This is a genomic window from Paenibacillus illinoisensis NBRC 15959 (genome assembly GCF_004000925.1).
Classification (GTDB): Bacteria; Bacillota; Bacilli; order Paenibacillales; family Paenibacillaceae; genus Paenibacillus; species Paenibacillus illinoisensis.
On record NZ_BIME01000001.1, the window covers coordinates 751,234 to 772,781 of the forward strand.

Below are 21,548 nucleotides of genomic sequence, written 5' to 3' on the forward strand. Positions count from 1 at the left end.
CACCATCTCATATTTCTAACTTCGTTATCTCTCTTGGATTCTTATCGATTTCATGCAATCTGCACCAAAAGAGCATTACATCAAATTATAACATGAACTGGGCTGTAATTCCACATTCCAAGCCGCCATTGATTTAACAATCCTACCATACAAACTCCGCCTCATACGTGACGCAAAATACAAAAACCCGAGCACAAACCCCTCCGCCGTGTAAAACAGCTTACCAGGATGTACTCAGGTTTTTTAAGTTGCTCCAACCGAAGAAAACTCAGTTGAATGTCGGTTCATTTGATTAGTCGATGATTTCAGCAGTGTCGCCGTTACGAGCACCAGCAGCATTTGCTTCATCTGTGTCAATATGCATGTCCAATGCGAAAGAGTCAGATACACGAGCCAGTACATTTTCAAGTACCAGACCACGATCTCCGCCGAGGCGAACTTTCAGCATTTGTTTGTCTTCGATGCCCCATTTAGCAGCATCGGAAGTATGGAAGTGGATATGACGGGCAGCAACGATAACACCTTTATCAATCGTAACTTCACCAGCTGGTCCTTTGATTGTGATGCCAGGTGTACCTTCAATGCTTCCGGACTCGCGAACAGGTGCCTTAACGCCAATGGCGAAAGAGTCTGTCATCGAGATTTCCAGTTGTGTCTCAGGACGCACAGGTCCAAGGATACGCACTTTATCAAACTGTCCTTTGGAACCGATAACTGCTACTGTTTCGTTCGCAGCATATTGACCAGGTTGGGACAGAGGTTTAAACTCAGTCAATTCGTAGCCTTTACCAAACAAAATTTCAACGTGCTCTTGGGATACATGAATGTGACGGGCAGATACGCCCACTGGTACTGTTTTACTCATCGTGAATTTCACTCCTTGTTTATCTGTGGCCTACGATTAGGCTCTTAACAATCCATTGGTATTATACCCCTTTTTGACGTGAAATGAAAACGAACTGCTGAAAATTCATGAAATACACTTATTTCACAATCAATAATCTCCTTATTCTGTAAAACAATCTGTATTGAATGCTGTGATCTCGCTGTTGTAATTGGTGTTTATTACAAATTCCCCTCAGGCAGATGTTTCCCAAGATAACTCATAGCATTATCCCACAACCAGCCGCGTACCAGCTTCTCGTCGTAATGTTGGAGAAGGGTTTCGATCAGCCTCGGATATTGGCCTGTGTGTTCAAGATCTTGAATGTATGTGGGTATTCCATCAAAATCTGAGCCCATCATCAGGTGCTGATCCCCGCCAAGCGAACAGATCTGTTCAATATGAGGCAGCAAATGTTCGATTCTAACTTCTCCCTCCTGCTTCACAAACCAGGGAACAAACGTTATCCCAATTCGCCCTTCCCGTGCAATGATAGCCCGGATCTGGTCATCCTTCAGATTACGCACATTTGGACAAACCGTATAGCTGTTGGAATGCGAAGCAATAAACGGACGCTCACTCAGCTCAGCCAGCTCCCAGAATCCCTTCTCCGTGAGATGTGATACATCCAGCAGCATGCCAATCCGGTTACAAAGGCGGACCAGCTCTCTGCCCCTCTCGGTCAATCCGGCTCCGCGCTTCTCCAACACACCATCAGCTGCCCAGTTGGCATAATTCCAGGTGAGCCCTACTATCCTTACTCCCATTTGGTAACATAGCTCTAGATAAAACAGGTTCCCCTCGAGTCCGTCTACACCTTCCAGCGTCAGCAGCCCCCAAGGATTAGTCGTTTGACCGACCTCACCAACCTGTTCCCGCCATAATAATTTGTTTACGCCCCCAAGCCGTTCAGGACTCTTCTCCACACGTGTGCGATATACTTCCAGCTGACCAACCACATGTTCAAACTTGCCCCTGCCGAGCACTTCAGGTAAGTAAATGGCAAATGCCTGCAGACCCACATTCCCTTGCTTCATCCGCTCCAGATTGACATCCAGTGTTGAACCATCTTCGAAGGACAGTTCTGATTGCATTAACATTTTGCTGAGCGCGTCACAGTGAAAATCGGCTACTTGCCACTTAGTCATGATTAAACCTCCCTATGTAAACCCTATTCTTATTAAGCCTATAGACAGAATGCAAAAAAACCTGTCTACTCTGTAAACAGGTTCAATGCATGATCACATGTATTATCTGGGCTCCACAATCAGCTTAATGGCCGTTCGATCCTCACCGTCTATCACAATGTCTGTAAAAGCTGGAATACAAATCAAGTCAACTCCGCTTGGTGCTACAAATCCCCGGGCTATCGCTACCGCTTTAATGGCTTGGTTCAGTGCTCCCGCTCCAATGGCCTGCAGTTCAGCATTTCCACGTTCACGAAGAACTCCTGCAAGTGCGCCGGCTACGGAATTGGGATTGGACTTTGCTGAAACTTTTAATACTTCCATGGTAAGTACCTCCCTGGGAATGTTGAATGTTTGTTTCCACTTACTAGATGTTATTCGCGGGAGGTAAAAAAATTCCTTCTTTTTAGACGGGTTTCCTTGCAAAATGGGACAATACCCCTATTCCATGCGCCACTCGTCTTCCATCAGGCGGATTTTTTCAATTTTGGTTGCTGCACCTGTGGACTCATCAATTTCAACGAATACACCGTGGAAATGCCACTTGCCGTCATCAACTACAAAGCGTACCGGCAGCTGGGTGTAAAATTTTCGCAGTACTGCTTCACGCTCCATACCGAGAATTCCATCTCGCGGCCCCACCATGCCCGCATCCGTCAAGTATGCTGTCCCACCAGGTAGAATACGGTCATCATTGCTTTGTACATGTGTATGTGTACCTACGACCAGTGACGCACGCCCATCCAGATGCCAGCCCATGGCAATTTTCTCGGAAGTCGCCTCGGCATGCATATCGACCAGAATGCATTTATGATCCCGGCGCAGCTCATCCACAATCTCATCCGCAACGCGGAATGGGCAATCAAGTGCGGGCAAAAAGGTACGACCCTGCAAATTCACGATCGCTAGCTCCTTGCCTTCACCTTTGACCACCGTGTATCCTCTGCCTGGTGTTCCTGGTGGAAAGTTGGCAGGTCGGATCATGCGTGGTTCGTCATCTATAAAATCAAAAATGTCCTTATTGTCCCAAGTATGATTGCCAAGCGTAATCCCGTGCACACCCCAGTTGAAAAATTCGTTGGCAATAGCCCCCGTAATTCCTCGGCCAGCTGCTGCATTTTCTCCATTTACAATAACCACATGTGGTTTATATTTCGTCTTCAGATATGGCAAGTTCTCCTTCAAAGCCTTACGTCCTACATTACCCACAATATCACCGATAAACAGCACTTTCATTGCATTGCCTCCTTAATTCCCCGCAAGCTTAGCTTGGTATAACCAGCATACATCTTTGCGGGCATCCCTAACCCATTAGTTCGTCCTATCAAGCCCATTGCCCGGCTTTTAACAGGAAAAGTGGCCCACTACAGCGGCCACTTTTCCTTAAAGCTCTATTTAGCGTATTCAACCGCCCGGGTTTCCCTGATGACGGTGACTTTGATATGACCCGGATAATCGAGCTCATTCTCGATCATCTTCGTAATGTCACGTGCGAGACGGAATGCTTCCGCATCGTCGATTTTTTCAGGCTGCACCATAACGCGAACTTCGCGTCCAGCTTGAATGGCATACGATTTCTCGACACCTTCGAACGATTCCGAAATCTCTTCCAGTTTCTCCAGTCGTTTGATATACGTCTCCAGTGTTTCGCGGCGTGCACCCGGTCTTGCTGCAGACAGTGCATCTGCTGCACCAACCAGCATGGCAATGACCGAAGTTGCTTCGCAATCCCCGTGATGGGACGCGATACTGTTGATTACTACCGGATGTTCTTTGTATTTCTTCGCCAGCTCCACGCCGATTTCAACGTGTGATCCTTCCACTTCGTGATCCAGCGCTTTACCGATATCATGCAGTAGACCTGCACGTCTTGCAAGTGTAATATCTTCTCCGAGTTCGCCAGCCATCAGTCCAGCCAGATAAGCGACCTCCATCGAATGCTTCAAGACGTTTTGACCGTAACTTGTACGGAACTTCAACCGGCCCAGTATTTTGATCAGATCCGGATGCAGACCATGTACACCCACTTCAAAGGTAGCTTGCTCACCATATTCACGGATGCGCTCGTCCACTTCTTTGCGGGATTTCTCCACCATCTCTTCAATGCGTGCCGGGTGAATGCGTCCGTCAGCCACCAATTTCTCGAGGGCAGTACGGGCAATCTCACGACGGATCGGGTCAAAGCCCGACAGAATAACTGCTTCTGGCGTATCATCGATAATAAGGTCAATCCCCGTAAGGGTTTCAAGTGCACGGATGTTACGTCCTTCACGACCGATAATCCGGCCTTTCATTTCTTCGTTAGGCAAAGTGACAACAGATACCGTTGTCTCTGCCACATGGTCAGCCGCACAACGCTGAATGGCAAGGGTAATAATTTCGCGGGATTTCTTGTCCGCTTCTTCCTTCGCCTGCTGTTCAATGTCCTTGATCATTTGAGCCGTCTCATGACGAACTTCCTGTTCTACGTTGGACAGTATGATACTGCGTGCATCTTCCATGGTGAGGTTGGATATACGCTCCAGCTCCGTCACCTGATTTTTGTAGATCATTTCGATCTGCTGCTGTGTCTCATCAATACGTTTCTCTTTGTTGGCCACTTGCTCTTCTTTACGTTCGAGTGATTCCATCTTTTTATCCAGCGACTCTTCTTTTTGCAACAATCGTCTTTCTTGTCGTTGAATTTCGTTCCGACGTTCACGAGTGTCTTTTTCAGCTTCGGCCCGAATGCGATGAATCTCATCCTTTGCTTCAAGCACCGTCTCTTTCTTCTGTGCTTCTGCCTCTTTCTTCGCGTTCTCAACGATCTGTACGGCAGCTTGTTCCGCACTGGAGATTTTAGCCTCTGCAAGAGATTTGCGAATAAAATATCCGACTCCGAACCCAATAACGAGCGCGGCCACAACGAGAACGATCGTGATTGCAATGTCCATACTGTTCACCTCCTCGTTGGTTCCTCCAAGGCACTCCTTGGGTCAATTTGCTGTTTTCAAACTTACATATGTTTGGGAATAACGATACCTACGGCGATCCCCCGCCGATTTTCATTTCAAGTGTACATGTTACCACGTACTATTCGCTGCCTTCAGCGAATCCATAATCATGAAGGGTAAATCCTAAGAAACCGAAACCGCTTTTTTGGAAGGAAAAAGGGTTGTCCATTTCTTACAGACTCATGTCCATTTTAGTATTTGACGAAAGAAATTGTCAAGAGAATGCAGTACACTGTGTGGTCTCTGTTAATCCCATGGTAACAACTCGTCATCTTCAGAATCTTCGACTTCATCTTCTTCAATTAAACAATTCACAACTTTACGTACCATATCCATAGGAAAACCGCGTCTCATCAAGAAGGGAAGCGTTTTGCGTTTCTTCTCTGCAACGTCCCCTTTGACTTGGTTCCACTTCTTCCGCCCTGCGGTCAAAGCTGTCTCAAACTCCACAGCCGCATCCACGCCTTCAAGCGCTTCAACGATGAGCTCATTGGCAATGCCCTTTTGACGCAGCTCTTGCCTTATCCACAGTTTTCCCTTCCTCTGCCCTGTCATACGCTGCCTTGTCCATTCCTTCGCAAACCCTTCATCGTCCACAAGCTTCTCCTGTTCAAGCCGATCCAGTACTTCTTCAATTAATGGTGCTGCAAACTCTTTCTGACGAAGTCGCTGGCTTAATTCATGCCTTGTACGCTGTTTGTGCTCTAAGTAACGCAATGCCTGAACATAGGTTTGCTGCCGCTCATCCGCTACTATGATCTCTTCGAGATCTTTCTTCACAAATGTGTTGCCCCGGGTCATTCGATATTTGATCATTACATCTTCCAGAACCGTAATCGAGTACATACCGAACGTGATCCGGTACCGGGCCTGCCTGCTTTTTGTTCGTTCTACCCGTGTAATCGTAAGTTCTTCGTTATCCGGGAATTGGGAGATCCCCTCTAGTTCTGCTGTTTCGTACAAATCATCATCATGTTGATCCATTCAGGTCTCTCCCTCCTTTTTGTTCAACTCTTTATCTTTCTGATTTCCTATCTACTTAAAGAAAACGGCAGACCAAAATGCAAAAAGCCGGGAATCCAACCCGGCACCAGCTCACTCAATAAATGTGCTAACAGCCCCTGTCCAATGGACAGGAGCTGTTAGACAGCGCGAGAAACACGCGCCGTCTCCCCTAGCAGGATCGGTACAATTCACCCCAATACGGGAAGTCCAGCAACACCTACTGGGGCCTCCCGGTCAGGAAGAATTACTCGTTAATCTCAAACAATTCTTGTTCTTCTGCTTCTTCTTTTTGTTGATCTTCGCTCGTTGGAGCTGGAACTACTGTCGTCAGATTGCTCGCTTCACGAATTTTTTGCTCGATCACTTGAGCGATCTCTTTATGTTCTTTCATAAACTGCTTCGCATTTTCACGACCTTGCCCCAGACGTTCGCCTTCGTAAGAATACCAAGCACCACTTTTATTAACGATATCGAGTTCTGTACCAATATCAATGATACTGCCCTCTCTCGAGATACCTTCACCATACATGATATCTACTTCTGCTTGTTTGAACGGTGGTGCAACTTTATTTTTGACAACCTTCACACGAGTACGGTTCCCGATGATGTCATTACCTGATTTAATACTCTCAATACGGCGAACATCCAAACGAACTGTAGAGTAGAATTTCAGGGCACGTCCACCAGGTGTTGTCTCAGGGTTACCAAACATTACGCCAACTTTTTCACGAAGCTGGTTGATAAAGATGGCAATGGTTTTGGATTTGCTGATTGCACCAGACAATTTACGCAACGCCTGAGACATCAGACGTGCTTGCAAACCAACGTGGGAGTCCCCCATTTCGCCTTCGATCTCAGCTTTTGGTACCAAGGCAGCAACAGAGTCAACAACGATAATGTCAACAGCACCACTGCGCACAAGTGCTTCAGCAATTTCCAATGCTTGTTCGCCCGTATCCGGCTGGGACAAAAGCAATTCATCAATGTTAACACCCAGTTTACTTGCATATTGAGGGTCAAGAGCATGCTCGGCATCGATAAATGCAGCTTGTCCACCGACTCTTTGCACTTCAGCAATCGCATGCAATGCTACAGTAGTTTTACCTGAAGATTCAGGTCCATATATTTCAACAATCCGGCCTTTAGGCAAGCCGCCTGTTCCAAGTGCTATATCCAGAGCCAAGGATCCGCTGGGTATGATTTCCACTTGCATGTGAGTTGACTCACCCAGTTTCATGATAGATCCTTTACCAAATTGCTTCTCTATTTGACGGAGCGCCATATCAAGCGCGGCACGACGGTCTGACAATATGCTCACACCCTTTACTGTTTATAAGATAATGATACCTTGTTTTAACACGTTTGCCAAGCTTTTTTTCGAACATACATTCGTTTTTTTTTATAAGGCCGAGGCGCCTCTTCCTGGGCAAAACTTGCAATGAGACAGAAAAAAGAACCGCAAACAAGGCTGAGTGCCCAATTCTACGGTTCTTCCGTCTGTTTTGATTATACTTGAATATCCCTGTAAAAGCAATTCAAGGTATACCTAGTCCATCGCGACAAGTTTGCGCCATAAGCGGTATAAAATAGCCTTGGTCGAACGGATGCGGACCGTCTCCCGATTACCGTTGATACGCAATTCGTGAATCTCCGTCTCTTTCCCCCGCTCAGCAAGAGCGATAAAAACCAGACCTGGTGGCTTACGCTCAGAGTAACCTGGACCTGCTACTCCTGTAACGGCCAGACCAAAGTCGGAATCACCGATCATGCGTACCTGCTCAGCCAATACTTTAGCAACTTCAGGGCTCACAGCCCCGGGAGCATCTTCACCCTCCAGATAGTCATGAGGAACATTCAGCAGCTTTTCCTTTATCTCGTTGGAATAACATACAATTCCGCCTTTGAGCATGGAAGCACTGCCAGGAACCGAAGTCAGGCTCTGCATAACAAGCCCTCCTGTACAGCTCTCAGCCGCGCTCAGGGTCAGACCCATATCAGCCATCATTGTTACAATTGTGTACTCTATAGGCACATCCTCGTTCGCGTAGAGGTGTTCAGGCAACCGTTCCCGAATGAGTACCTCCATGGCATCCAGCTTCTGTTTGGCCTCATTCTCACTCGGCGCCTTGGTGGACACCCGTACCGTTACCTCTCCCTCACTTGCATAAGGTGCAATCGTAGGATCAGTTTGGCTATCAATCAGGTCAAGCAGACGGTCTTCCAATGCCGACTCACCGATCCCGGCAAATTTCAACATTTTCGAATAAATCGGCATTTCTTTCGTAAGAACATGTTGGAACAACCAAGGTTTGACCTCCTGCTCAAACATGGGAATCAGTTCTTTTGGTGGCCCAGGCATGACAATATAATGCTTCCCGTTATCCGAGATGGCGTTACCTGCGGCAAGACCCGTTTCATTAGCCAGCGGGGTCCCTCCTTCAACCACGATGGCTTGACGCCGGTTATTCTCCGTCATCTCCACATTGCGATCCCTGAAGAAGCTTTCGATTTTATCCATTGCCATCCGATCAATATGTAGGCTGCGTCCCAACACAGCTGCTATGGCATCCTTGGTTAGATCATCCTGCGTTGGTCCGATACCGCCTGAGAACAAAATGACGTCAGCTCGCCCTTGAGCAATTCGAATGGCTTCACTGAGACGATTCAGATTGTCCCCTACCACCGTTTGAAAATAAACGTCAATCCCGATAGCAGCCAATTCACGGGATAAATATCTGGCATTCGTATTTACGATCTGTCCGAGCAGCAACTCTGTTCCGACTGCGATAATTTCTGCCTTCATTCAGCATCCTCCTGTACACAATGTGAGTGATCAAAGGGCAATAGGATGTTTTCCTATTGCCCTTTGCGCAAGCTGTCCTTCATAAATTACCCGTTTTACCTTAAACTTTTACGCTTTTGATAAATTAAGCAAATTTTTGTTTTTGATGAAATAATCAATGCCAGACCAAATCGTAATGATCGCTGCAGCCCAAACGGCTATAACATCAACATGTATCCCAGTATAAGAGAACGGGAAGTTGTTAAGCAGGAGCAAAACGATGGCTACAATCTGTATTACGGTTTTCAGTTTGCCCCAGTTGCTGGCCGCAACAACCGATCCATCCAGCAAAGCAATTTGGCGAAGGCCAGTCACCGCAAACTCCCGGCTGATAATGACGACAGCGATCCATGAGTCCAGCTTACCCATCTCAACAAGTGAAATGAGCACTGCAGTCACTAGTAGCTTGTCAGCCAGCGGGTCGAGCAGCTTGCCCAAATTGGTGACCATATTGTTTTTCCTTGCCAGGTATCCATCAATTCCATCCGTACTGGCTGCAATGATGAAAATAATGGCAGCGATTAGCTGATTATACGGAAGCGAAAAACTTCCAATCTGCATAGGCTCCGGATAAAATGGAAAGTCCACGAGCAGAAACACCATTAAAAAAGGGATTAAGCAAATTCGTGCAAGCGTAATCCGGTTGGGTAAATTCACAAGACGCCCTCCCTCTTATCCTCCAATACTTCAAACAATCATCCTAATCCCGTATCCATCATCCGGAAGGTGAACATGTAAAATGCACGGAGTACACCACTGATCTCATATGTAAAAACGCAAAAAATAAAGTCAACCGTTCAAACGCAAAATCGTTTAAAACGTTCCGGCGACCTCCAAAAGGTGTACTGCTTTTCACAAAGTCAGCAAAACGATGATGACTGGGCTTTATGCTTGATTGCTAGCAATGCACACTTAGTATAATATACGCCAATTGCAGTGTCAAAACACGTTTTTCACAACAAAATCGACGTAACAAACTTATTTGAAATTGGTATATTGCAAATCAAGAGGCAGATTGGCACCATTCAAAAGCTGCATAACGGCTTGCAAATCATTTTTACTCTTACCAGTTACCCGGAGCTGGTCCCCTTGAATCTGGCTCTTCACTTTCATTTTGGAATCACGAATCAGAATATTGATCTTTTTCGCGATATCCTGATCAATCCCCTGTTTAAAACTCAAACGCTGGCGCACTGTCCCGGATGAAGCTGGCTCCACTTTGCCATAGTCAATGTTTTTGAGCGGCAGATTCCGCTTCGCCATTTTGGATTGAAGTACATCAATAACAGCCTTAAGTTTGGTCTCATCATCGGATACAATTGTCAACGCATCCTTGTCCAGTTTCAAGCTGCTTTTGCTGCCTTTAAAATCGTATCGTGTGCTGATTTCCTTTTCCGTCTGTGTTACGGCATTCGTTAATTCCTGCAAGTCCATTTTGGACACGATGTCGAACGAATTCTCTGAGCTCAATCTGGTCACCCTTTCAATTAATCATTTGTTCTGTGTAACATTATAGAGGATTCGCCCCGGAAAAGTCTAATTTTGAGGGGTAAACAAACGAAAAAGCATTTTCAGCCACCGCTTTTGCAGTAACCAAAAATGCTTTAACGCACAGCAATCTAATATCGGCTGCGGTTGGGCTGTCTGAACATGTCGAGCACACCCAAAACGACGTGCGCAAGTCCGAAGCCCAAAATTCCGTAACCCCAAGCGCTTGGAGTCAAATAATAACCCAGGAGGCTGACAATGATTCCTAAACCTGTGACGATCCAGCTGACTGTCATAGCCATCCACCTCGCTTTACCGAAAGTTAACTGCTAGTGAAGACAAACTTATTGTCCCCCGCAGTTAATGCCCTTATTCGCCGCCTGTGGCAGAGCCTTCGGTTCCTGCATCGGAGCCTTCGACAGAGCTCGCATTCGTTCCGGTAGACGCGCCTGTGCTATCATCTCCCAATTGGAGACGAATCCGGTTGGTGGCCTTACCATCCGTTACGACTTGACCACCAACTTCAATGGTCGTAGCCGCAGCATATCCAGACTTAATGTATAAGCCGGTACTATCCAGATCAAACGACATACTGTCTCCATCGGCTGTCATACCAAATTGCAGTTTTTCTCCGCTTGAATTTTCACCTTTATACACTTCCAGCCAGCTCTGACCTGAAGCATTAATGGTAACCTTAACCGGTTGACCTGCACTTCCATTTACTTTGAAATTTGTAATATTACCTGATTTCCCATCTTCAGCAACCGTTACAGTCCCAGCATTATCTGCAGGCTCTTGATCTTCGGTGTCAACCGGGGTTTGTTCGTCCGTCTGACCTTCGGTACCCTCACCAGTCACGTCGGTCCCCCCACCATTGCCGCCTGCTTCTCCTTCTGCCTGACCGGTTTCTTGTCCTGCAGATTCGTTATCCGGTGGAGTGGACGCTTGACCGTTGTCCGTCGTCTCATCCGGTTGATCATTTGGCGTTTGCTGACTATCTGTAATTTTGGTTTGATCGACGCCTTGTGTATCCGCATCATCTCTGTTCATGACCACATACACGTACAGCAAGGCAACAATCAGAATCGGAAATGTCCACATTAACGCTACTGACATCCATCGATTGCTGCGCTCTACAGGTCGACTCGAACGTTTTTGAATCACGGGCTCCATGGTTGCTTCCGTTTCCTCTGCCGGTACATCTTTCTTGTGTCCCTCCAGCAGCTCATCAGGGTTTAGTCCCACTGTCTCCGCATAGGTTTTAATGAAAGCTCGCACATAGAAGCTGCCAGGAAGCACCTTATAGTCCCCAGCCTCTATTGCTTCCAAGTACCTCTTGCGAATTTTAGTCATTTCCTGTACATCGTCGAGACTCATCCCTTTTTGCAGCCGGGCCTCTCTTAACTGCTGACCCAGTTCAGACATGCTATCTCCTCCTTATGTTTATCTTTTTCTCTTTGGTTGTTGCTATCTATTCCATGATTCCGTACGGAGCATTACAGTTCGTCGGTGTAACTGGCCGTAAACGTATCATAAATAATTTCCTCATTCGGATTGTTGCGAAGTTCAATAATGATATCAAAATCGTTATAGTCATATTCTGATTCCTGCACAAAAATATCAGGATGCTCAATGACCTTGGTACTCGGCATCGTCATAATGTCCTGCAACAGATTATAATGCCGTTCACTGGAACGGATCGTACTTACAATACCATCAATGATGAAGACGTTGTTTGGGTTCATTTCATCCTCGGAGAGTTGGCTCCTTATCGTTTGACGAAGCAAAGTAGAAGAAACAAACGTCCATCGTTTCATCGCACAGACGCTACCGGCGATAATGGATTCCGTTTTTCCGACACGAGGCATGCCTCGAAGGCCAATCACCTGATTGCCTTCCCTTTTAAATACTTCACCCAAAAAGTCCACGAGTAACCCAAGTTCGTCCCGTGTGAAACGAAAAGTTTTGCGATCGTCCGAGTCGCGGTCAATGTACCGGCCATGACGCACAGCCAAGATGTCGACCAATTTGGGTTGGCGCAGAGCGGAAACCGTAATGCTGTTCACTTTTGCAAGCATTTCACCCAGCAAACGAATCTTCTCATCGTCGTCGGATTCGAGCAGCATTCCTCTTGTTTTGCCTTCAACACCATTAATGGTCAATATATTTACTTCAAGCATCCCCAGCATGGAGGCAATGTCCCCCAACAAACCGGGTCTGTTCTTATGTATTTTATATTCCATATACCATTGTTTAGATTCCATTTAAACACCCCGTAATGCAATATTCCACATTGTTCGACAGCAACAGATCGTGCCCGAAGGACACCGAACTGAGACATCTTCTAAAAATGGGTCACGTTAATGATATATAAAAAGAAAATGAATTACAAGAACAGGTCTGTAATCATTAGAGAAAAGCCCCCTTGCGGGAGCTTTCCATCGGTGGATCTTATGCGTTTTGTTTGGCCAATTTGACCATCAGGCGCGCAATCGTACGACGCTCTTCGGCATCGCCGACATCCCATATTTCCTTCAATGCCCGGTTGGAATGGTTCGCTGGATCCACTTTCTCATCCAGAAAGTCACCAATCTCATACGCAAGTTTGTTGATGGTATCTTCACTCATCCCCATCTTCTCTGCTTGCTGTACGCGATCACCCAAGAACTTTTTCCATGTGTCAAAACTGCTGAGCACCGTTTTTTCTGTTGACATGATAAATCCTCCTTAGCTGTCGCATGAGATTTAAAATCAACAGTTGTAATATGTGCCTATCGAGCAATTAATATTCAGGATAAATCATCCAGCAGCGAAGACCCACCAAACTGCAATTCTTCAGGTAAGCCAGCCGCCATTCGGGCTAATGATCTGGCCATTGATATATCCGGATTCCGGTAGCGCGAGGAAATAAACCAGGGAGGAAATTTCATCAGGCTGCGCAAGTCTGCCGGCTGGAATTTCCTCCTCCAGCATTTTCAATTCATCCTGATCCAGATGATTCAGCATGGAGGTCTGAACGGCTCCGGGGGCAACTGCATTTACAGTAACACCGGAAGGTGCCAGCTCTTTCGCAAGAGCTTTTGTAAAGGCATTTACGCCCCCTTTCGTGGTGGAGTACAGGACCTCACAAGATGCACCTGATAACCCCCAGATGGAGGATACGTTAATGATTCGTCCGTATCGCTGTGAAATCATGTGAGGCATCATGATCTGAGTACACAGAAATGTGCCTTTCAAATTAATGGCCATCACTTCATCCCATATTTCATCAGTCACGTCGGACAACAACCCATAATGCGATATGCCTGCGTTATTTACCAGAATGTCAGGCAATAATCCATGAGACTCCAATTTTTCACGCATACGATCAATTTGTTCCCGGCTGCGAAGATCTGCGGACACCGTCATGACTTTGCCGCTGCCCTTTTCCATGCACCTTCTCGCCGCTTCGTTGGCTGCCTCATGGGATTTCATGTAGTGAATAACCACGTTCATACCCACCATTGCAAACCGTTCTGCAATAGCTGCTCCTATACCTCCGCTTGCTCCAGTAACTAGTACTGTCATGTCTCCAATCGGCTTCATTTGTCCGGTTCCCCTCTCCATATTACGGACTCACGACAAGCGATACAGCCAGCTGTTCCCAGCGAATATGCTCTTCCAGTCTGCGATTTACTTCTTCCAATGTGATTGATTCATATATGGGAATCATGTTGAAAAAATCACCGCCACGGAACTGCTCACGGGTAAATTCATGTGCAATATTCTCTGGTGAATTGAGCATGCGCAAATATCCCCCGATTTTCTTTTTGCGTGCACGCTCAAAGTCCGAAGCTTCGAATCCCTTTTTAACAATAGCATCGACCTCTTCCCGTATGCGGGCCAGCAATAGATCCGGGTCTTTAGTATCACCACCAACAACAGAGAATGCATACTGCGGTGAACTAATGTATTCATGTCCGAAGCTATCCGAGATGAGATCTTCATCATACAGTTTTTGAAATAGGGCCGTGCTAGCGCCAAACAGAAGATCCATCATCAATTTGGTCGTCATATCACGCCGGAGCAGGTCTTCCCCCGAGAATCCAACATCCGTTTCCTTAAAGCCAAATAGACACTTGGGCAATGAAACCGCGAGCCGTGCTTCCCTCCTGGCCTCCACAACCCCAGCAGGCTCCTGTTCAAATATCCGTTTGATTTCACCTTGAGGCTCGTAGTTTTTCTCCGCCTGGTTCGAACGAACCATATCCATGACTTCTTGAGGTTCTACTCCACCTACAACAAATAAAAGCATATTGCTTGGATGATAAAACGTATTGTAACACGTATACAGCGTTTCTTTGGTTATCGTGCCGATCGATTCCACCGTTCCCGCAATATCGATATGGACTGGGTGTTTTTGGTACATTGCTTCAATCAATCCAAAATAGACACGCCAGTCCGGATTATCGGCATACATATTAATTTCTTGTGCAATAATGCCTTTTTCCTTTTCCACATTCTGGTCCGTAAAATAAGGATTTTGCACAAAGTTGACTAATGTTTGTATATTTTCATTCACATGTTCTGTCGCAGAAAACAAATATACAGTTTGGTCGAAACTCGTAAATGCATTGGCAGATGCCCCATTGGATGCAAAAGTTGCAAAAATATCACCTGTCGGCTCCTCAAACATTTTATGTTCCAGAAAATGAGCGATACCGTCGGGAACCTGAACTTCTTCCTGACCTTTCACCTGAAAATGATTATCCACAGAGCCGTATTTGGTTGCAAACGTGGCAAACGTTTTTTGGAATCCGGGTTTAGGCAATACATAGACATGAAGCCCATTATCCATGACTTCGTAATACAGCGTTTCCTGCAAATGTTCGTAATGTATGCTCTCCACCAGTTATTCCCCCTTCTCATCCCGCAAGAAGTAGATCGTGTCCAGACGGAATTGCTCTGCCGCCTCACGAACGTTTTCTTTGCTGATTTGCTCAACCTGAGCGAGCAGCTCGTCAGCGGTCCGCTCCTTACCCGATAACTGACGATTAAAGTCATACGCAATCATCTCAAAAGCCGAATCCTGCATTTCTTTGAGCAGATTGCGGATCATCGCTTTGGTCTGGGACATTTCCAGATCACTAATATTTCCATTTTTCATTTGATCTAACTGCTGCTTGATGATACTAACGGCTTTTTCATAATTCGGTATTTCAATTCCGGATTGAATCGTTGCAATGCCTTTATGTCCGTCATACCGGGAGGAGGCATAGTAGGCCAGACTCTCCTTTTCACGAACATTAACGAACAATTTGGAATGCGGATATCCTCCAAGAATGCCGTTGTACATTAATGCTGCTGCATACTGCGGGTCGCCATACGTAATGGACGTGCGGAGTCCCATATTCAGTTTACCTTGGTTAACATTTAGTCGTTCAACGACCGTTTCCACGTCTTTGTCACCGCGGACAGCCTGGTTTGTCACATAGTTAGAGGAATGGGTACGATTTACATCGAAGTGTTTTTGAACTAGACTCTCCACTTCTTCCAGCGTCGTGTCGCCTACGACATACAGATCCATGCTGGCCTGCTGCAGCCACGTCTGATAAGCGGTCGTTAACACATCGGGTTCGATTCCCGGCAGATCCTGACGTTTCCCTAACGGATGCAAGCGGTACGGCTCATTTTTACACATTTCCTCGATACTTCGCTCTGCCGCATAACGCATTTTATCATTAACAACAGACTCCAGCTGTTTGCGGACGGTCTCACGTTCTGAATGCACATAGGCCTTTCTGAAATGCCCATCTTCCATGGCCGGACGAGTAAGTACCTCTCCCAAAAATGCAAAGGATCGGTCCAATAGCTGCTCATCCCCGCCTACAAAGGAATCATTAATCGTGTCCATCCGGAACTGTACAATCTGATAGTCTCCACGTTTGTATACGTCAAAACCAAAACCAGCTCCATACAAATGCTCCAATTGTTCACGAAACTCCGTTGTTTCAGTATAAGACTGGGTTCCACGACGAAGCACAAATGGCGTAAGCGCTACTTTGGTGACCGTTTCTTCTTGCAGCGGGACTCCTGCATACAACGAGATGGCAAAAGTTTTGAAACGATTAGTGGGCAATACATGGATACGAAACTCCTTTTGACTGCCCCGTTCAAATCCTGATGTATTCAAATGTCAAAACCCCTTTACGGCGTCATTTGTTAGGCAATATTTCAGTAACTCTCAAGTGCAACAACCATTTTAACCCATGCAAAAGGCAAGAAGCAACCGAAGACGCGTCTTCTGGTTGCTTCCAACATCATCACATACAAAAGATATGCTGCCCAATTGTTTTCACCTGAGGACGGGTCCAGATCCACTTGGAAGTAGCCGTCTTGGGATTGAAGTAATACAGGCAGCCGCCGGATGGGTCCCAGCCATTCATTGCCTGCTCAACCGCTTTACGGGCCTGAGCATTGGGTTCCAGATAGATCTGCCCGTCAGCTACAGCGGTAAATGCACCGGGCTGGAAAATGACGCCGGATGGTGTATTTGGAAAACTCGGTGATTTAACGCGGTTCAATATGACTGCTGCTACAGCAACCTGACCTTCAAAGGGTTCTCCCCGGGATTCGCCATATACCGCATTGGCCATAATCTTAATTTCATTCTCCGATAAGCCCATGGAATTGGCGGAACCCATGTTGTCCTGCTCTTGGTTTGCATTATCGGTTTTGTCCGTACCCTGGCCTGACGATTCCTTGTGCAGTGGAGGCTCGGTCGGGGACCATTGTTTAGTTGCATTGTACAATCTCAGTTTAGTTTTAGCGCCAACCACGCCATCCGCTTTCATACCAAATTCAGATTGAAACCACTTTACGGATTTTAGCGTGCTGCTGCCAAAGTTACTATCGATTTTACCATTGTAAAAACCTAAGTACTTCAGTCTGCCTTGTAGCTCGTATACATCCTGCCCATAACTTCCATATTGCACGGTGTTGCTGCTGAAGGTGGGCAGCGATTTCTCTTCCACCTGGGAAGTATTTGGTTTGGATTCTTGGGTTGCCGAATGGTCAGGGAGCAAATAACGAATTCCCAATGCAGACATCAGCAAGATCGCAGTGAAAAGCCATATGTTCATTTTTCGCATCGACTGTGCTCTACCTTTCTCTTGTGGGATTAACAGAATCGCTAACGTTATTATGACAAGCCTGCTTGCTTCCTATGCACCAAATCATCCGATCATTGGACAACATGGCAAAACCTCAACGACCATCAACAACAAAAAAGCCCCCAACTTATTGTCAGGGGCTTGCATTAGATACAATCCTTAGTGCTACTTAAGAACTTATTTTGTTTTGTTGATATTGTTCCAGCGAAATTAGAACCTCCCTAGGCTTACTGCCCTCATACGGGCCAATAACGCCACGAGCCTCCATTGAGTCGATCAAACGTGCAGCGCGAGTATAACCCACACGCATGCGCCGCTGAAGCAAGGATACGGAAGCTTGCTTCGCTTCCAATATAATTTGTACAGCCTGCTCGTACAGTTCATCCTGTACTTCATCTGCCGCTTGAACGGAGTCATCGACTTCAGGAACAAGTGATTCATCGTACTGGGCTTCGCCTTGTCCACGCACATAATTAACAATATTCTCAACTTCTTCATCACTCATGAAGGCTCCCTGCACCCGTACAGGCTTGGAAGCGCCCATTGGCATAAACAGCATATCGCCGCGACCCAGCAGTTTCTCGGCTCCACCCATATCTAAGATCGTCCGGGAGTCCACCTGTGATGACACACCGAATGCGATCCGGGAAGGGATATTGGCTTTGATGACACCTGTAATGACATCTACGGAAGGCCGTTGCGTGGCGATGATGAGATGGATTCCGGCTGCACGCGCCATTTGCGCAAGACGGGCAATGGCATCTTCCACATCCCCGGCTGCAACCATCATCAGATCCGCAAGCTCGTCCACTATAACAACGATGTATGGCAACACGGCTGCCGGATTATCCTTCATCAGGTTGTTGTAACCTTCGACGTTCCGTGTACCCGATTTGGAGAACAGCTCATACCTTTTCTCCATCTCGACCACAATCTTTTTCAGGGCCAGCGAGGCTCTCTTGGGATCCGTAACTACCGGAGCCATCAGATGAGGAATACCATTGTATACATTAAGCTCAACCATTTTCGGATCGACCATCAGAAATTTCACTTCATCTGGTTTCGCTTTGTACAGAATACTTGTGATAATCCCGTTAATACATACCGATTTACCAGAACCCGTAGCACCTGCAACAAGCAAATGGGGCATACGAGCAAGGTTGCCGATGATGGTCTGACCAGAAATATCCCGTCCAAATGCAATAGTCACTTTGGATTCTGCATCCTGAAACGTGGATGTTTCCATAACCTCACGCATCGTTACAACGGAAACTTCACCGTTAGGCACTTCAATACCGATCGCTGATTTACCCGGAATCGGTGCTTCCATCCGGATATCCTTGGCCGCTAATGCCAGTGCAATATCATCAGTCAAACTTACAATTCGGCTAACTTTTACACCTATATCCGGCTGAATCTCATAACGCGTAACTGCTGGTCCTCTAACAACTTCAAGCACTTTCGCCCGCACACCGAAGCTTTCCAATGTGGCTTCAAGCTTCCGGGCAGTTTGCATATAATCTTTTTGATCCCCACCCTTACCGCCGTTATTAGGCTTAGCAAGCAGGCGGAACGAAGGGAGTTTATATGGCTTCGGAGGTGGTGGAGGCGGTTTAACAGGCTCCATCTCCTGCCCCTCAACACCTTCACCGGCCATCACCGAAGATGAATCATTTAACCCACCAGCTTGTCCTTCCGGGCTGTTCTCCATCTCACTCAGGTCATCAGCACCCGCCTCGTTTACAGGCCAATCCGCTCCATCTACCAATTCATCACTAATTTTGATCGGAATGTCGTCTTCCTGGCTGGAATCTGAAATGTCCTCAGGAAACGGATACGCATCGTCCAAATCGTCATCCTTCACATGATCCTCGGATCTGACGTGTTCGAAGAAATCACGAATAATCGGAGCTGAACTGGTTTTCGGTGCAGCCGTCCTTCCAGCAGAGGCTGGAACATCTGAGACAAATGACGGCTCTTCATTCCATGATTCTGCGAAATGATCCGGCTCAGCGCGGTATAACACTTGCTCTGCCGGTGGCTGCTCTTGCTCCATCTCTCGGTCTGATCTGGTTGTCTCCCGATCCGCACCCCACTTACCAAACAATTGAAAGAAAATGGGTGCTTTCCGCTTGGGAAGATGCATCTCTTCCAAGTCATCCTCTTCATCCTCTTCAATATCTGCCGGAATAGGCACCACTTTACGTGCTGCTCCACCTTTTTTTCCCGAGGATGTTGCTGCAGTTCGTGCGGATGGTCTGGACTCCAGCTTTTTGTAGATCGAACTGCCGGCATCCCATACCTTGGTTCTGAATATACGCACCAGATCGACATAGGACAGATTCGTAATCAGCATGAAACTGATAATAAACATCACGATCATGATCAAACGTGCGCCAAGACTGCCGAACAACCACAGGAACAGAGCAAACTGAGCAGCCCCAATGTAGCCGCCACTTATGTCCTTATTCAACATGGAATCACGTTCACCTGGGGCAGGTTGAAGCAGTTCGGTCTGCATATCGTTATGTACTTGTGTAATAACCGCTCCAGGCTCGAGCGCACCTACAGGGATAAGCTTCTGATGCATTGCAGATACGGTACTCATCAACGTTAAGGCAAACACCAGAAGAACAAGTCCGGTCTTGCGAGTAGTCCAACCGCTTGGCCACTTTCGATGAATCATAACCATCAATCCGTAGTAGATCCCAACCAGCGGAATGGCAAAATAGAACTTCCCTAGCATTAATCCAAACATTTTGGATAGTGAACGTCCTACCGTTGCTTCTCCGGATAGAGCGATAACCGCCAGAGTAATGAGCACAATACCATAGATTTCATATTTTAAAACGCCGCTGAACGCAGCGCCTTTTTTCTTCTTCTTTTTTCTTCTGGCCAAAATCAGGTCACCCCCAGAAGAATATTATACCATACAAATATAATCCGTACATATGTTCTTTTCTTGCCCTATTTGTCTTTTTTCGTCATGTTATGTTGGTCCCGGGTTACCTGAAAGAGGAACTTTGGAGCCAGGCATATTGGCGGGATCAAGGTACGCTTCTAGCGGGCAGTCAAGCAGACGCACGATAACAGCTTCGCTCTCACTAACCGGTCTGATCTGCATCAATAAACCGTTGATTTTGACTTCACGCGTATCCTCCCCTTCATTCCACATCCCCGACCAGAGATGCTCCGGCGGCATTACAGTATACATGGTCATTGTGTAAGCCCTCCTGCCTGCAGGGTCTGTCTCTTGTCTCCCATAAGTTTGTTCAGCTGGGCAATGGCTTGTCCAATACCTCCAACCGCATCCATTAATCCGTATTTGACTGCATCAGCACTCCCTACGGCAGTACCGATATCCCGGTTTAATTCCCCTGTCTTAAACATAAGTTCTTTGAACATGTCCTCTGAAATATTCGAATGCGTGGTAACAAAGCGAACAACTCGTTCCTGCATTTTCTCCATATATTCAAATGTTTGAGGAACCCCAATGACTAGTCCGTTCATCCGGATGGGATGGATCGTCATTGTTGCACTTCCGGCAATCAATGAATAGGTGGAAGCTACTGCGATTGGAACCCCAATGCTGTGTCCTCCCCCTATAACAACGGTAACGGTAGGCTTGCTCAGAGAAGCAATCATCTCGGCAATGGCCAACCCTGCCTCCACGTCTCCTCCCACGGTGTTCAGAATGATCAGGATGCCTTCAATCCGGGGATTCTGTTCAGCAGCAACCAATTGCGGGATAATATGCTCGTACTTCGTGGTTTTGTTTTGCGGAGGCAAAATCAAGTGACCTTCGACCTGTCCAATAATCGTCATACAGAAAATATTGGACTCTCCTGCAGGTGACTGAGTCTGTCCGAACTGCTGGATGGCCTCTGTAACGGGAGCCAATCCTTTGTCATCTTGTGCTGGCATGCCTGGTGTCTCTGTCTCGGGTTGATTCGACTTGGATGTCTGTTTGCCATTTATATACTCACTCATTAGATTAAT

At 46.7% G+C, this 21,548-nt stretch carries 21 protein-coding genes; all 21 read right to left on the reverse strand.

The window, feature by feature from the left end; translation table 11 throughout:
• Positions 1-292 precede the first annotated feature (292 nt).
• On the reverse strand, positions 293-865 hold the full coding sequence (gene pduL, locus PIL01S_RS03180) for a phosphate propanoyltransferase (RefSeq protein WP_017689107.1): 573 nt from the start codon (positions 863-865) through the stop codon (positions 293-295).
• Between the two features lie 200 nt (positions 866-1,065).
• Entirely contained in the window at positions 1,066-2,031 is a 966-nt protein-coding gene (locus tag PIL01S_RS03185; RefSeq protein ID WP_127536217.1) for a dipeptidase, read from the reverse strand.
• Between the two features lie 102 nt (positions 2,032-2,133).
• On the reverse strand, positions 2,134-2,394 hold the full coding sequence (locus tag PIL01S_RS03190) for a stage V sporulation protein S (protein WP_019005392.1): 261 nt from the start codon (positions 2,392-2,394) through the stop codon (positions 2,134-2,136).
• Positions 2,395-2,511: 117 nt separating this feature from the next.
• Positions 2,512-3,306, reverse strand: a complete 795-nt coding sequence (locus PIL01S_RS03195; RefSeq protein WP_095358572.1) for a TIGR00282 family metallophosphoesterase — start codon at positions 3,304-3,306, stop codon at positions 2,512-2,514.
• A 155-nt stretch (positions 3,307-3,461) separates the two neighbouring features.
• A complete protein-coding gene (gene rny / locus PIL01S_RS03200) occupies positions 3,462-5,003 on the reverse strand; it encodes a ribonuclease Y (protein ID WP_127536218.1) in 1,542 nt (513 codons plus the stop codon).
• A 306-nt stretch (positions 5,004-5,309) separates the two neighbouring features.
• Complete coding sequence (locus tag PIL01S_RS03205; RefSeq protein ID WP_127536219.1) at positions 5,310-6,047, reverse strand: regulatory protein RecX; 738 nt, start codon at positions 6,045-6,047, stop codon at positions 5,310-5,312.
• A 265-nt stretch (positions 6,048-6,312) separates the two neighbouring features.
• A complete protein-coding gene (recA, locus tag PIL01S_RS03210; protein ID WP_095358574.1) occupies positions 6,313-7,377 on the reverse strand; it encodes a recombinase RecA in 1,065 nt (354 codons plus the stop codon).
• Between the two features lie 237 nt (positions 7,378-7,614).
• Positions 7,615-8,871, reverse strand: coding sequence for a competence/damage-inducible protein A (locus tag PIL01S_RS03215; protein WP_095358575.1), 1,257 nt, complete (start codon positions 8,869-8,871; stop codon positions 7,615-7,617).
• A gap of 108 nt (positions 8,872-8,979) precedes the next feature.
• Positions 8,980-9,567 carry a CDP-diacylglycerol--glycerol-3-phosphate 3-phosphatidyltransferase gene (gene pgsA / locus PIL01S_RS03220; RefSeq protein WP_127536220.1) on the reverse strand — a complete coding sequence of 196 codons (588 nt, stop codon included), beginning with the start codon at positions 9,565-9,567 and terminating at the stop codon, positions 8,980-8,982.
• Between the two features lie 321 nt (positions 9,568-9,888).
• Positions 9,889-10,380, reverse strand: coding sequence for a YajQ family cyclic di-GMP-binding protein (locus PIL01S_RS03225; RefSeq protein ID WP_095287698.1), 492 nt, complete (start codon positions 10,378-10,380; stop codon positions 9,889-9,891).
• 149 nt (positions 10,381-10,529) lie between these two features.
• Positions 10,530-10,694 carry a hypothetical protein gene (locus PIL01S_RS29420; protein WP_164764158.1) on the reverse strand — a complete coding sequence of 55 codons (165 nt, stop codon included), beginning with the start codon at positions 10,692-10,694 and terminating at the stop codon, positions 10,530-10,532.
• 73 nt (positions 10,695-10,767) lie between these two features.
• Complete coding sequence (locus PIL01S_RS03230) at positions 10,768-11,823, reverse strand: helix-turn-helix domain-containing protein (protein WP_127536221.1); 1,056 nt, start codon at positions 11,821-11,823, stop codon at positions 10,768-10,770.
• A gap of 71 nt (positions 11,824-11,894) precedes the next feature.
• Positions 11,895-12,662 (reverse strand): DUF3388 domain-containing protein, encoded by a 768-nt coding sequence (locus tag PIL01S_RS03235; protein WP_095287700.1) that lies wholly within the window; start codon positions 12,660-12,662, stop codon positions 11,895-11,897.
• Positions 12,663-12,849: 187 nt separating this feature from the next.
• Positions 12,850-13,113 carry a DUF3243 domain-containing protein gene (locus PIL01S_RS03240; protein ID WP_095287701.1) on the reverse strand — a complete coding sequence of 88 codons (264 nt, stop codon included), beginning with the start codon at positions 13,111-13,113 and terminating at the stop codon, positions 12,850-12,852.
• A 120-nt stretch (positions 13,114-13,233) separates the two neighbouring features.
• Positions 13,234-13,983 (reverse strand): elongation factor P 5-aminopentanone reductase, encoded by a 750-nt coding sequence (gene ymfI / locus PIL01S_RS03245; RefSeq protein WP_371859909.1) that lies wholly within the window; start codon positions 13,981-13,983, stop codon positions 13,234-13,236.
• A 22-nt stretch (positions 13,984-14,005) separates the two neighbouring features.
• Positions 14,006-15,286, reverse strand: coding sequence for an EF-P 5-aminopentanol modification-associated protein YfmH (gene yfmH / locus PIL01S_RS03250; protein ID WP_127536223.1), 1,281 nt, complete (start codon positions 15,284-15,286; stop codon positions 14,006-14,008).
• Positions 15,287-15,289: 3 nt separating this feature from the next.
• On the reverse strand, positions 15,290-16,570 hold the full coding sequence (gene yfmF, locus PIL01S_RS03255; RefSeq protein WP_127536224.1) for an EF-P 5-aminopentanol modification-associated protein YfmF: 1,281 nt from the start codon (positions 16,568-16,570) through the stop codon (positions 15,290-15,292).
• A 130-nt stretch (positions 16,571-16,700) separates the two neighbouring features.
• Positions 16,701-17,528 (reverse strand): spore cortex-lytic enzyme, encoded by an 828-nt coding sequence (sleB, locus tag PIL01S_RS03260; protein WP_127536225.1) that lies wholly within the window; start codon positions 17,526-17,528, stop codon positions 16,701-16,703.
• 190 nt (positions 17,529-17,718) lie between these two features.
• Positions 17,719-20,448, reverse strand: a complete 2,730-nt coding sequence (locus PIL01S_RS03265) for an FtsK/SpoIIIE family DNA translocase (RefSeq protein ID WP_127536226.1) — start codon at positions 20,446-20,448, stop codon at positions 17,719-17,721.
• Positions 20,449-20,538: 90 nt separating this feature from the next.
• Entirely contained in the window at positions 20,539-20,769 is a 231-nt protein-coding gene (locus tag PIL01S_RS03270; RefSeq protein ID WP_095287706.1) for a YlzJ-like family protein, read from the reverse strand.
• Entirely contained in the window at positions 20,766-21,539 is a 774-nt protein-coding gene (locus tag PIL01S_RS03275; protein WP_371859910.1) for a ClpP family protease, read from the reverse strand. The genes PIL01S_RS03270 and PIL01S_RS03275 overlap by 4 nt, the downstream gene beginning before the upstream one ends.
• Positions 21,540-21,548: the final 9 nt, after the last annotated feature.